The 12,032-nt window shown below is 57.5% G+C and carries 12 protein-coding genes; 8 read left to right on the top strand and 4 right to left on the bottom strand.

Annotation, left to right across the window (positions count from 1 at the left end; genetic code table 11):
- Positions 1 to 181 precede the first annotated feature (181 nt).
- The 4 genes from E0L20_RS05715 to E0L20_RS05700 are packed head-to-tail and all read left to right on the top strand — an operon-like array spanning position 182 to position 4,351.
- Entirely contained in the window at positions 182 to 757 is a 576-nt protein-coding gene (locus tag E0L20_RS05715; protein ID WP_242673387.1) for a TorD/DmsD family molecular chaperone, read from the top strand.
- Positions 754 to 3,030 carry a molybdopterin-dependent oxidoreductase gene (locus E0L20_RS05710; protein ID WP_131633100.1) on the top strand — a complete coding sequence of 759 codons (2,277 nt, stop codon included), beginning with the start codon at positions 754 to 756 and terminating at the stop codon, positions 3,028 to 3,030. Before E0L20_RS05715 ends, E0L20_RS05710 begins: the two co-directional genes overlap by 4 nt.
- Entirely contained in the window at positions 3,027 to 3,584 is a 558-nt protein-coding gene (locus tag E0L20_RS05705; protein ID WP_131633099.1) for a 4Fe-4S dicluster domain-containing protein, read from the top strand. Before E0L20_RS05710 ends, E0L20_RS05705 begins: the two co-directional genes overlap by 4 nt.
- Entirely contained in the window at positions 3,584 to 4,351 is a 768-nt protein-coding gene (locus E0L20_RS05700; RefSeq protein ID WP_131633098.1) for a dimethyl sulfoxide reductase anchor subunit family protein, read from the top strand. Before E0L20_RS05705 ends, E0L20_RS05700 begins: the two co-directional genes overlap by 1 nt.
- A 39-nt stretch (positions 4,352 to 4,390) precedes the next feature.
- On the opposite strand, the gene uspG is transcribed toward E0L20_RS05700, so the two are convergent.
- Entirely contained in the window at positions 4,391 to 4,819 is a 429-nt protein-coding gene (gene uspG / locus E0L20_RS05695) for a universal stress protein UspG (protein ID WP_131633097.1), read from the bottom strand.
- A 180-nt stretch (positions 4,820 to 4,999) separates the two neighbouring features.
- Between uspG and E0L20_RS05690 the strand changes: the two genes are divergently transcribed.
- On the top strand, positions 5,000 to 6,238 hold the full coding sequence (locus tag E0L20_RS05690) for a zinc-dependent alcohol dehydrogenase (RefSeq protein ID WP_131633096.1): 1,239 nt from the start codon (positions 5,000 to 5,002) through the stop codon (positions 6,236 to 6,238).
- A 10-nt stretch (positions 6,239 to 6,248) separates the two neighbouring features.
- Here E0L20_RS05690 and yldA read toward each other — a convergent pair whose 3' ends face one another.
- Positions 6,249 to 6,338 carry a small membrane protein YldA gene (gene yldA / locus E0L20_RS24265; protein WP_416186422.1) on the bottom strand — a complete coding sequence of 30 codons (90 nt, stop codon included), beginning with the start codon at positions 6,336 to 6,338 and terminating at the stop codon, positions 6,249 to 6,251.
- 137 nt (positions 6,339 to 6,475) lie between these two features.
- The gene (rnk, locus tag E0L20_RS05685) at positions 6,476 to 6,886 is read right to left on the bottom strand and encodes a nucleoside diphosphate kinase regulator (protein ID WP_024907006.1); all 411 of its coding nucleotides are present in this window, start codon (positions 6,884 to 6,886) and stop codon (positions 6,476 to 6,478) included.
- Positions 6,887 to 7,140: 254 nt separating this feature from the next.
- On the opposite strand from rnk, the gene E0L20_RS05680 reads away from it, so the two are divergent.
- From E0L20_RS05680 to E0L20_RS05670, 3 genes are all read left to right on the top strand, one after another.
- Positions 7,141 to 7,971 carry an alpha/beta fold hydrolase gene (locus tag E0L20_RS05680; protein WP_131633095.1) on the top strand — a complete coding sequence of 277 codons (831 nt, stop codon included), beginning with the start codon at positions 7,141 to 7,143 and terminating at the stop codon, positions 7,969 to 7,971.
- A gap of 89 nt (positions 7,972 to 8,060) precedes the next feature.
- Entirely contained in the window at positions 8,061 to 8,681 is a 621-nt protein-coding gene (locus E0L20_RS05675; protein WP_131633094.1) for a flavin reductase family protein, read from the top strand.
- Between the two features lies 1 nt (position 8,682).
- Entirely contained in the window at positions 8,683 to 9,528 is an 846-nt protein-coding gene (locus E0L20_RS05670; RefSeq protein WP_131633093.1) for a helix-turn-helix transcriptional regulator, read from the top strand.
- A 3-nt stretch (positions 9,529 to 9,531) separates the two neighbouring features.
- Here E0L20_RS05670 and ptsP read toward each other — a convergent pair whose 3' ends face one another.
- Complete coding sequence (gene ptsP / locus E0L20_RS05665) at positions 9,532 to 12,027, bottom strand: phosphoenolpyruvate--protein phosphotransferase (RefSeq protein ID WP_131633092.1); 2,496 nt, start codon at positions 12,025 to 12,027, stop codon at positions 9,532 to 9,534.
- Positions 12,028 to 12,032: the final 5 nt, after the last annotated feature.

Below are 12,032 nucleotides of genomic sequence, written 5' to 3'. Positions count from 1 at the left end.
ACCTGCAGCAGCCACCTCTTTATGAGGTGGCTTTTTTTATACCTATTTTAAGACTCTTTTTCCTCTCAATTATTTTCGTCACCGCCTACTGCTTGCGGTAATTGCCTGCTCCGATCAAAGAAATTAATAAGCCTGCTGATAATATCTCGTCGTTTTTTGTTGATTGATATTTATATTTAACATGAATGATAAAGATGTATTCACAACTTCAATATATGAAGCGTTAACCCCTTTTGAAATAAATGGATTAATGCTTCGCGATTTTTTTAACGCGGCAGATATTTCGTCACGACAGATCTCCCTGCGCCATTTATGCGCGGATAGCGAACCGTTGCAGCAAGATGAGGCGTTAGAGGTTGAGTATGACTTCAACGCGCTGTTTGTCGGGCCTGCGACGCTGCTGGCGCCCCCTTACGCCTCTGTCTATATGGGCGATGAGCCGCTGTTGATGGGCGCTACCACGCTTAGCGTGCGCGAGTTTTTGCAGAGCATGGGGCTTGTCGTCACCGATGAAAATGCGGTGCCTGACGATCACATCAGCGTTGAGCTTGAGCTGGCGGTGATGCTCTGCGCGCATGCCCGCACATCTCCGCACTATCATGACGCGCTCGCCCGATTTGTGACGGGGCATCTCGAATTATGGCTTCCTGCTTTTATTGAAAAAATAAATCAACGTGCGACAACACCCGCAATTAAACGTCTCGCATTGCAATTAACCAATTGGTTTGATGAATTAAAAACGAGAGTAATATTATGAGCATTGATAAAGGGCAGCTAAACAGGCGCTCCTTTTTAAAAGGGCTGATTGCGTTAGGCACCGTCGCCGCCTTGCCCGGTGGATTATTATCGTCCCGCTGTGCGATGGCGCAGCCGCCCATTCCGTTTAACCCGAAAACCTACAAAATTTTCCGCAACGCCTGCCCGCGTAACTGCTACGACACCTGCAGCTTAAAAACCTGGGTCAAAGACGATGTGATCGCCTTCGTCGACGGGGCGAGCGAATCCACATTCACCCACGGCGCGCCGTGCGTGAAAGGGCTGACCTATCCGCGCCGCGTTTATTCTCCTGACCGTATCAAATACCCGATGATTCAGGACGGGCGCGGCAGCGGGAAATGGCGTCGCATCTCCTGGGATGAGGCCATGCAGCGCATCGCCAGCAAGATGCTGGAGATCAAAAAGAAAGATGGCTCCATGCTTGGCCTCGCGCTGTCGAAGTATTCCGGCAACCTCGGCGTGATGAGCTATGCGGTTGAGGGGATGATGTCCTCCCTCGGCTACACCACGCGCTTTGCGGGTACGCCGTGCTGGCCTGCGGGGATTGATGCCCAGCACTACGATATGGGCGACATGTGGTGTAACGACCCGGAAGATATGGTGAAGGCCAAATACATCATCCTCTGGGGCGCTAACCCGGCGTGGTGCTCCATGCACTCCATGAAGTACATCTACCAGGCGCGTGAGAAAGGGGCGAAAGTGGTGGTCATTGACCCGCTGTTCTCGCAGACCGCCGCTAAGGCCGACCTCTATCTGCGGGTTCGCCCGGGCTCCGACGGCGCGCTGGCGCTGGGTATGGCGCGCCACCTGCTGGATATTGGCCGCGTCGACCAGGAGTTTGTGAACAACTTTTCCCACGGCTACCCCGAGTTCGAACAGTACCTGCGCAGTCACGTTACCGTCGAGTGGGCGGCGGGGATCTGCGGCCTGTCGGCGGATGTGATCCGTCAGCTGGCGGAAGAGTTCACCGCCGTGAAACCCGCCACCGTCTGGATTGGCTACGGGATGCAGCGCCACGTCAACGGCGGGGCAAACGTGCGCGCCATTGATGCGTTTGTCGCCATGACCGGCAACATCGGCGTGGAAGGGGGCGGAGCCCGCTACGGCCATCTGCAGACCTGGGGCTATAACTATCACGCAATGACGCAGAAGCCACCGGCGGGGTCCGTGGGGATGGAGGGGGCCGGCGGTCCGGTGGGCGAGTTCGTCAGCGACAGCGGCGAAAAGAGCCAGTACGCCGACCGTGCGCTGAACCTTAACCAGACCGCGCAGAGTATTCTGGACGCCAACGATCCGCCAATCCGCATGCTGTGGGTGGCCTGCAAGAACCCGTTCGCGCAGGACTTTGACCGCAACAAAATGGAAAAAGCCTTTAGCAAGCTGGAGATGGTGGTGTGTGTCGATCAGTTCTTCAACGAGACGGTACAGCATGCGGATATCGTTCTGCCGGTCACCACCACCTTTGAACATTGGGATCTCTCGTCCTCTTACTGGCATTACTGGCTCTCGGTGAACGAGCCGGCCATTAAGCCGATGTACGAGTGTAAGAGCGATCTGGACATTGCCGCGCTGCTCTCGCGCACCATCAATAAAATGGAGCCGGGTGCCTGCACCTTCCCGCAGGATATCGACCAGAAAACATGGCTGGATCTGGAATTTAACGACGGCATGGCGAAGCAGTTCGGCATCCGCTCGTGGGACGATCTGCTTGACGGCCCGGCCAAGGCAAAAATGGTCAGCACCGCCGCCTGGCACGATCGCAAGTTTAAAACGCCATCGGGCAAATATGAGTTCCTCTCTGAGCTGTGTGAAAAGAACGGGCACAAAGCGCTGCCGGAGTATCTGCCGGCCGCAGAAGGCAAGCTGCCGTTCCACCTCTTCACGCCGCATTTGCAGTACGGTTTGCACTCCCAGTTTGTGAACCTCGACTGGATGCAGGTCTTCTGGCCCGAGCCGTTTGTATATATCCATCCTGCCGCGGCGCAGAAAAAGGGCATCCGCGATCTGGCGACCGTACGGGTATTTAACGAAGCGGGTGAGGTGACGCTGCGGGCGAAGATCACCACCAACGTACCGGAAGATTTCCTGGTGATGTATGAATCCTGGTTTAACAAACTCAAATACAACGTGCAGAACGTGGTGAAAGACACGCCAGCCGATATGGGCAAGATGGCAACCGGCGCGCCGGGCGCGGCGATCCACAGCCAGTTTGTTGATATTGCCCTTATCGCGAATGAAGGAGCAGACGCATGAGACGCGCATTTTTAGTGAACAGTGACAAGTGTATCGGCTGCCGTGGATGCGCGATGGCCTGCAAGAGCTTTAACCAGCTTGAGCCGGATCGCTTCTGGCGCTACGTTTACCCGCTGGATAAAGAAATTTATCCCCACGAGGAGCGGGCATTTTTCTCGCTGGCCTGTAACCACTGCGAAAATCCGGCCTGCCTGGCGGCGTGTCCGGTAGAAGCCTACACCAAACGTGATGATGGCATCGTGGTGCACAACCCTGAACGCTGCATCGGCTGCAAAAACTGCATCCGCAACTGCCCTTACGGCGCGCCGCGCTTCAACGAGGAAACCAAAAAGGCCGAGAAGTGCAGCATGTGTTACGAGCGTCTGGATGTCGGCATGGCGCCTGCCTGCGTAAATGCGTGCCCGGTCGGGGCGCTGACCATTATTGACCTGGATGCCGATCCGCTGCCGAACAATGCCGTGCAGTATCCGCCGGGTTTCCCGAAGATGCCGCAGCTCAATCCGGGCACGCGCTTTATTCTGGCCCGTCAGCCAAAACAGCCGGGGGATAAATAATGGAAAAGTACGAAATTCCGCTGGTTATCTTTACCGTGCTGAGCCAGATGTCCGTCGGGATGACGCTGCTGCTCACCTGGCGCACGCTGCGCGGTGACGTACACGGCAACCGTATTCAGTGGCTGATTACCGGACTGATTCTGGGGGCGGCGTCCGTGGCGGCAATCCTCCATCTGGCGCATCCGGAGCACGCCTATAACGCGCTGATCAACCTCAAGCACGCATGGCTGAGCCGAGAAATTCTTGGCGCGACGCTGTATGGCGGCACCATCGGCCTGGCATTTCTCAGCAAAGGCAATAAGGGGGCTGCGCTACTGGCCTCCCTGTTCGGCATTTTGCTGGTGGTCGTGCAGGGAATGACCTATGCGGCGCCTGCGATGCAGGCCATTGCCAACGGCATGACGATGATGTTGTTCTTTGCGATCGTCTGGGTGATGGGCTGCGCCGCCACGCCGCTGATTGGGCTGAAGCCCGCCACGGCCGCGCTGCGCCAGGGCATTCTCACGCTGGTGGTGCTGATGATTGCCGCCCCGGTTATCTGGCTGAGCGGCGGCACCATCATGAAAATGACCGCCCATGCCTGGCTAAGCTCGCCGCTGTATATCGGAAGCCTTCTGTGCTGCGCGGTAGGGTTTGCGCTCACGCTGATGCGTCAGCCAAAACAGAAAATGCTGTTTGCGATCCTGCTGGTGGGGCTGGTGCTCGGTCGCCTGACCTTCTTCGGCGATACCGTCAGCACTATCGTGAATATTGGCCACCTGTACTGACAGGAAAAACCCCGCGATTGCGGGGTTTTTTGTCTGCATTTAGCGGACGACCATCACCGGGATGTGGGTGTGGCGGATCACGCTCGACGCGTTAGATCCCAGCAGGTGCGTGGTGATCGACGGATTACGCGAGCCGATAACCACGACATCGGCCTTCAATTCGCCTGCGAGTTCGTTCACGGCGTCACGCACGCTGCCGAACCGGACGTGGGTTTTAATGCGGGCAGGATCAATGCTGAAGTGCTCAACCATGGTTTGCAGGCGCGTTTCGGCTTCGTGCTGCAGATGCTCTTCGAAGCGACGCACGTCGGCGGCAAAGCGGTGCAGGCTCAGGCTGGCAGAACCCGGTAATACGTGCAAAAGATGAATAACGCCGTCTTCTTGCGCCAGAAACTCGGCGTGGCGTACGGCCTTGTCGCTCAGTTCCATTTCAAAAACATCAACCGGCATAATGATTGTCTTATACATACCCGTTTCTCCTTGTTTATAAACGCTGAATTCATTCAAACATAAAATATTATCGGTTTCTGTAACCTCAACAGCACTTTTTTATCTCGCCAGGATAAATCTCAAAACGCCCCGATTTCAGGGCAGACCTTCAGAGGACGCTACCCTTTTAGAAGCTGCTCACATCCTTTCGGAGGTTGCATGAAAGCACTCACGTACCACGGTCCACACCATGTTCGCGTCGAAAATGTTCCCGATCCCGTTATTGAACAACCCGATGACATCATCCTGCGCGTCACCGCGACGGCGATTTGCGGTTCCGATTTGCACCTCTATCGCGGCAAAATCCCCAAAGTTGAGCACGGCGATATTTTTGGCCACGAATTCATGGGTGAAGTGGTCGAAAGCGGAAGGGATGTCAAGAATTTACAGAAAGGCGATCGGGTGGTGATCCCCTTTGTGATTGCCTGCGGGGACTGCTTCTTTTGCCGTCTGCAGCAGTATGCCGCCTGCGAGAAAACCAACGCCGGACAGGGTGCGGCCCTGAATAAAAAGCAAATTCCGGCACCGGCCGCGCTATTTGGCTACAGCCATCTCTACGGCGGCGTGCCGGGCGGGCAGGCGGAGTACGTCCGCGTGCCGAAAGGGAACGTCGGGCCGTTCAAGGTGCCGCAGCTCCTCTCTGATGATAAGGCGCTGTTCCTCTCTGATATTTTGCCAACCGCCTGGCAGGCGGCAAAAAACGCGCAGATTGAAAAAGGCTCCAGCGTCGCCGTTTTCGGGGCGGGGCCGGTCGGCTTGCTGACCATAGCCTGCGCCCGGCTGCTCGGCGCAGAACAGATTTTCGTCATAGACCATCACCCGTACCGCCTGCGCTTTGCCCAGGAGCGCTATGGCGCAATCCCCATTAACTTCGATGATGACAACGACGCGGCGGAAAAAATTATCGAGCAGACGGCGGGGCAGCGCGGCGTGGATGCGGTGATTGACGCCGTCGGGTTTGAAGCCAAAGGCAGCACCACGGAAACTATCCTCAGCAACCTGAAAATTGAAGGGAGCAGCGGTAAAGCGCTGCGCCAGTGCATTGCTGCCGTGCGTCGCGGCGGCGTGGTGAGCGTACCCGGCGTTTATGCCGGATTTATACACGGTTTTCTGTTCGGCGATGCGTTTGATAAGGGACTCAGCTTCAGGATGGGGCAGACGCACGTTCACGCGTGGCTGGGCGAGCTGCTGCCGCTCATTGAAAAAGGGTTGCTTACCCCGGAGGAGATAGTTACGCATTACCTGCCGCTGGCGGATGCCGAACGCGCCTACAGGATTTTTGAGAAGCGGGAAGAGGAGTGCCGCAAGGTGATTCTGGTGCCCGGTGCAGAAAGTCCGGAGGCGGCGGAGCAGAAGGTGAAAGGGTTGGTCAACGCCTTTCCCGGCGGGGTGGTGTGACGTCGCACGCCTACCAGTGACGCTCGAGATACAGCACTGCCGCGACGATAATCGCCAAAATACACATGAAAATTAGTGTGATACTCAGTATCTCACCCATGACCGTCCCCGCGGCACCAAAACAGATTAAGCGTGGATTAAGGGGATTTTGGGTGATATAGGGCATTCGGGTGAAATTGCGGAAAGAGGATGCAGGCGCATCCTCTGTGCAAAGCGGGGGCGCTTGTTCAGAAGGGATTAACGGAGATAATCGCCTGCGGCTTCGGGCTGGTAGAGCAGCTCAAGCACTTCCAGATGGGTCGAGGCGCCGCCCGGCAGCTCCCAGTGGATGGTATCGCCCGTGCGCAGGCCAAGCAGGGCTGCGCCTACCGGTGCCAGTACGGAAAGCTGCGCGCTGCTGTCGGTCATCTGCGCCGGATAGACCAGCGTGCGGGTCAGCTCTTCCCCGGTGGTCAGGTTGCGGAATTTGACCTGGCTGTTCATGGTCACCACGTCATGCGGCATGGTTTCCGGCGTGCACATTTGCGCCCGGTCGAGTTCTTCGTTCAGCGCGTCGGCTACCGGGAGCGAAGCGAATTCAGCTTTTTCCAGAAGTCGGTCAATGCGTTCTGCGTCGAGTTCATTAATGATAATTGTGGGTCTGGACATTTATTACTCCATGTCGTTAATGCTGCGTGTAACGCAGAAACCAATCCAAAAGAAAACCCTCGCCGTCTGGCAGCGAGGGTTTAACTCCCCTGATGATACTCATTGCGCGACCAGGTTTGAAGTGATGTCGGTCACATTCATCCGTCATATGAATTTTTGGCGAAAAACGTGACGCTCCGCAAATTTGAATTATCCTTTTTAAGCGCCCTCATCCGGCGACTACCCGCATTCAGCCTTCCTTATCAGGAGATCTCATGAGCGATTACGACAAACTTACCTTGAAAGACGGCAGCTATCTGCATTTTAAGGACTGGGGAAGTGGGCAACCGGTGGTGTTCAGCCACGGCTGGCCGCTGACGGCAGATGCCTTTGAAGATCAAATGTTGTTTCTGGGGTCAAAAGGATTTCGCGTAATAGCGCACGACCGACGTGGGCACGGTCGCTCCGCGCAGCCGTGGGACGGGCATAATATGGATCAGTACGCTGACGATCTCGCCGAGCTGACCGAGCATCTTAACCTTAAGGATGCCATACACGTTGGCCATTCCACGGGCGGCGGCGAAGTGGCGCGTTACGTTGGCCGCCACGGAACGCAGCGCGTGGCAAAAGCCGCGCTGATTGGTGCCGTTACGCCGATTATGATCAAAACCGATTTCAACCCGAACGGCGTGCCGAAAGAGGTCTTTGATGGTATTCGGGAAGGGGTGGTGAACGATCGTGCAGCCTTCTTCTATGAGCTGAGCGCGGCCTTTTATGGCTATAACCGCGAAGGCGCGAAAGAGTCGAAGGCGGTACGTGAAAGCTTCGTTGAGCAGGGGCTGCAGGGGTCCATCAAGGCGCTGTACGACTGCGTAAAAGCCTTCTCAGAAACCGATCTGCGTGACGATCTGAAAAGGATGACTATCCCAACGCTGGTGATCCACGGTGATGACGATCAAATCGTGCCGATCGACACCTGCGGGCGCGTGGCGGCGGAGATCCTGCCTGATGCCGAGCTGAAAGTGTATGCCGGCGGTTCGCACGGCATTTGCACGACCCATAAGCACCAGATTAATGACGATTTGCTGAAATTTATTCAGTCTTAATTTCTGGCGGAATGCGTTACGCTGAGCGTCCTGAATCAGGGCGATGAGCGAAACGCATTTCGCGTCTGCCCCACCAACGAGAGAGCCAAATGTACTTCTACCAACCGTCTCAGGGGCACGGCCTGCCGCATGACCCGCTGAACGCCATTGTCGGCCCGCGCCCGATTGGCTGGATCTCCTCCTGTGATAAAGACGGGCAGCTAAACCTTGCGCCCTATAGCTTTTTTAACTGCTTTAACTATCGTCCGCCGATCGTCGGTTTTTCCAGCAACGGCTGGAAGGACAGCGTGCGTAATATCACCGAAACCGGCGAGTTTGTCTGGAATCTGGCAACGCGGGATTTAGCCGAGGCGATGAATGAAACCTCCGTTACGTTGCCCCACGGTGAGGACGAGTTTACCTTTGCCGGATTAACGCCGGCTGCCAGCAGGCTGGTGAACGCGCCGCGCGTGGCGGAAAGCCCGGTGAACTTTGAGTGCCGCCTGTCGCAGTGCATTCAGCTGACGGGCGCTGACGGCACGCCTGTCGACACCTGGCTGGTGCTGGGGGAAGTGATTGGGATCCATATTGCCGACACGCTGCTGGAAGAGGGGATTTACCAAACCGCGAAGGCGCAGCCGATTCTGCGGGCAGGTGGACCGACGGCCTACTACGGCATCAGCGACACCCACCGCTTTGATCTGGTTCGCCCGGATGCCCGCAGGGGATAAAATGATTGATAACCGGCTTCCCGCCGATCGGCAGTTTTTTGCAGACCTGCTCAGCGGGCTGGTGCTGAATCCGCAGCAGCTGGGGCGCGTCTGGTTCGCGCACTCGCCTGCGTCAGCGCCTGCCGGATGTTTTCGCGCAGAGTGGCCTCGGCTCGACGTGGTGCTGCGCGGCGTTTATGGCAACGCGCTTATTCCTGAACAAAAGGCGATTCGTCAGGGAGAGATGCTGTTTCTGCCCGCTCGGGCGGCAAATGTGCCGATGTTTGAAAAAACGGTCATGCTGCTGACTATTGTTTTTGCCCCGTCCTGGCTGGGGCTGGCGTTTCAGGCTCCCGGCAATGGACAGCCCCAGCGGAACGTTGAGCTTCCGCACCCCGAACGGGGGGAGTGTGCCGCTATGCTGATGGCGCTGACCCATCTGAGCACCTCTGCGCAGGATCAGGATATCATTCAGCCGCTGGCGCTGAGCCTCCTGCACTGGTGTCGCAAGGTTGCCGGGTTGCACCCTGAACCGGGGCTGTCTCGCGGGGATTTTCTCTATCAGAGTATCTGCAGCTGGCTGCAGGAAAACTACGCGGAACCCGTTTCGCGCGAGGGCGTCGCCGCGTTATTTAATATTTCGCCTAACCATCTGTCGCGTCTGTTTTCTCAGCATGGAACGATGAGCTTTGTCGATTACGTGCGCTGGGTACGAATGGGAAAAGCGCGCACCATCCTGCAAAAATACCACCTGCCGGTGGGCGAGGTGGCGAAGCGCTGCGGCTATCCCGACAGCGACTATTTTTCCAGGCTGTTCCGGCGCCAGTTTGGCCTGACGCCGGGTGAATACCGGGCGCGTTTTCAGTAGCGATCAGAAGCTGATTTCGGCATTCAGCAGGTCAAGCAGGCCCTGCGGCGAGTCTGCTGCGAAGAGCGCCTCCCGAAACGCCTTGTTCACCAGCTTTCGCGCCAGCTGGGAGAAGACCTTAACGTGGTTATTCCCTTCCTGCGCGCCGAGCGTCAGCATGATCACCAGCTCGACCTCACCCATCTCTGACTCCCAGTCGATAGGTTTTTCCAGACGGGCGATGCTGATGCTGGAATGGCGTATCCACTGGGATTTGGTGTGCGGGATCGCGACGCCAAACCCGACCGCGGTGGTAACAATCTCTTCGCGCTGCCAGACATCTTCCTCCAGCTCCAGCGGGTTTTCGGTGCGCCCCTGAATCGCCAGGTTGCCGCACAGGAACTGGAGCACCTGCTCTTTTGACGTGAGCGGTTCGTTAAAGACGATGGTTTCCAGCGCCAGCAGCGGGCGCGGCGGCTCTTCCGGCGTGAACTCCGCCAGCAGCGTCTCTATCTCCTCAGCGCTGCGGCATTCGCAGGCCTGCTCCGCCAGCGTCCGACAGGCATCGCTTTCCAGCTGGCGAAGATGCGCCTTGACCGCAGGAATGCGCGGCCCGCTCATGCTGAACTCATCAATGCCCAGACCCAGCAGTAAAGGAAGATAGCGGCGCTCGCCGCCCAGCTCGCCGCAGATGCCAACCCATTTTCCGTGGCGATGGGCCGCGTCGACAATCTGGCGCACCATGCGTAAAAACGACGGCGTAATCGGGTTATACAGCGGCGACACGCGCGGGTTGTTGCGGTCGACCGCGTACAGGTACTGGGTCATGTCGTTCGAGCCGATGCTGAAGAAATCCACCTCGTCGCAGAAGTGGTCGATGATAAAGCACACCGAAGGCACTTCCACCATAATCCCCAGCGGCAGGTGCGGGGTATGGCGTAGCCCTTGCGACGTTAGCGCCTCGCGAACCTTCTGCAGCTCCTGTTTGACCCATAAAATTTGATCGAGGCTATGCACCATCGGGATCATCAAAAGCGCGTTGCCGCTGGCGCCCGCGCGCAAAATGGCGCGAAGCTGGGTGCGAAACAGATGGGCAAACTCCGGGTAAATGCGTACCGCGCGATAGCCGAGGAACGGGTTCTCTTCCTGCGGAATATTGAGATACGGGATCTGCTTATCGCCGCCGATATCCATCGTGCGGAAGATAACGGGTTTGCCCTCGGCGGAGAGTAAAACCTGCTGATAGGCTTCAAACTGTTCCTGCTCGTCCGGCGCGGTATCGCGATCCATATAGAGCATTTCGGTGCGAAACAGACCCACGCCCTGCGCGCCGCTGGCGAATGCGCCGGGGGCTTCCAGCGCGCTGCCGATATTGGCAGCAATATCTACCGGCACGTTATCCCGGGTCAGCGCCGGCAGCCCGGCGTCTTTGATCTGCTGCAGATGGCGTTTGTCGGCAAGGCGCTGCGCTACGCTGTAATAATGATTAACGGCCTCATCCGGCTCGGTGACCAGTACGCTGCACACGCCGTCAAGGATCACCTTTTTGCCCGCGTACGGCTCCAGCGAGGCGACCGTTAGGCCGCTCAGTACGGGTATCGACGCGGCGCGCGCGAGAATTAACGTATGCGACGTGCGCCCGGTTTTCTCCAGCACCATCCCTTTCAGATAGCGGGTATCAAGGCTTAAGAACTGGCTTGGGGTTAAATCTTCCGCCACCAGAACGGTGGGCGTATCCAGGGTGAAGGCCGACGTTGGCTGAAGCTCCGGCCAGGTGATACTCAACAGCTGCTCGCTGATGTCGCGGATGTCGCTGACGCGCTCGCGAAGGTAATCGCTGGCCGAGAGCGAGAGCTTATTGCAGATCTGCTCCATGTTGCGAATGATCGCCTCGGCCAGGCTAAGCCGCTCTTCGTCGATCAGGCGGCGAATATTTTCCCCAAACTCATCGTCCTGAATCAGCGACAGGTGAGCGCTGATGATGGTTTTGCTCTCGCCGTCCAGCCCGCGCAGGCGCTGGTTAAGCTGCTCCGCAAGCGTGGCAAGGCTGTGCTCCAGGCGAGTAATGTCCTCCGGGGAGGCTGGACGCTGGCGATAACGCTGAAGGTTGTCGCTCTGCCAGCCGCGCAGCGTACCGGCGCCGATGCCGCTGGCCAGCGTGATGCCGTGCTGCAGCTGCGGGTTAAGCCGCACGAGCGAACGCGGAAGGGGATGCGCAACGTGCGGCGCATCGCCGGAGGGAATGCTGTCGCTGTCGATGAATTCTGAACTGAGGTACTGATCAAGCGCGCGTCTGGCCTGCTCTTCATCGCTGCCGCTGATTTCCAGCACGCAGCTATCGTTAAACAGCGTGCCGGTGCTGATGAGCGCCAGTGAGCTTTTGCCGTCCGCGTGGGTGTTTAGCCGCTTATTGATAAAACGAATATCGCTGCGCCAGGCGCTGCACTGCTCCTTTAACGCCCAGGCTGGCCGCGCGTGCAGGCCGTTGGGCAGCGGGCAGAAAAACTCAATCGAAAGCATATTTT

Origin of the sequence: Enterobacter wuhouensis, from assembly GCF_004331265.1 — a bacterium.
In the GTDB taxonomy this organism is placed as follows: domain Bacteria; phylum Pseudomonadota; class Gammaproteobacteria; order Enterobacterales; family Enterobacteriaceae; genus Enterobacter; species Enterobacter wuhouensis.
The sequence above is the reverse complement of the archived record's forward strand: the minus strand, read 5'-3'. Positions and strand labels throughout refer to the sequence as shown.

Excerpts from the sequence above, each read along its gene's own strand:
- E0L20_RS05715 (WP_242673387.1), top strand. The coding sequence starts at position 182 with ATGAATGATAAAGATGTATTCACAACTTCAATATATGAAGCGTTAACC.
- E0L20_RS05710 (WP_131633100.1), top strand. The coding sequence starts at position 754 with ATGAGCATTGATAAAGGGCAGCTAAACAGGCGCTCCTTTTTAAAAGGG.
- E0L20_RS05705 (WP_131633099.1), top strand. The coding sequence starts at position 3,027 with ATGAGACGCGCATTTTTAGTGAACAGTGACAAGTGTATCGGCTGCCGT.
- E0L20_RS05700 (WP_131633098.1), top strand. The coding sequence starts at position 3,584 with ATGGAAAAGTACGAAATTCCGCTGGTTATCTTTACCGTGCTGAGCCAG.
- uspG (WP_131633097.1), bottom strand. The coding sequence starts at position 4,819 with ATGTATAAGACAATCATTATGCCGGTTGATGTTTTTGAAATGGAACTG.
- E0L20_RS05690 (WP_131633096.1), top strand. The coding sequence starts at position 5,000 with ATGAAAGCACTCACGTACCACGGTCCACACCATGTTCGCGTCGAAAAT.
- yldA (WP_416186422.1), bottom strand. The coding sequence starts at position 6,338 with ATGGGTGAGATACTGAGTATCACACTAATTTTCATGTGTATTTTGGCG.
- rnk (WP_024907006.1), bottom strand. The coding sequence starts at position 6,886 with ATGTCCAGACCCACAATTATCATTAATGAACTCGACGCAGAACGCATT.
- E0L20_RS05680 (WP_131633095.1), top strand. The coding sequence starts at position 7,141 with ATGAGCGATTACGACAAACTTACCTTGAAAGACGGCAGCTATCTGCAT.
- E0L20_RS05675 (WP_131633094.1), top strand. The coding sequence starts at position 8,061 with ATGTACTTCTACCAACCGTCTCAGGGGCACGGCCTGCCGCATGACCCG.
- E0L20_RS05670 (WP_131633093.1), top strand. The coding sequence starts at position 8,683 with ATGATTGATAACCGGCTTCCCGCCGATCGGCAGTTTTTTGCAGACCTG.
- ptsP (WP_131633092.1), bottom strand. The coding sequence starts at position 12,027 with ATGCTTTCGATTGAGTTTTTCTGCCCGCTGCCCAACGGCCTGCACGCG.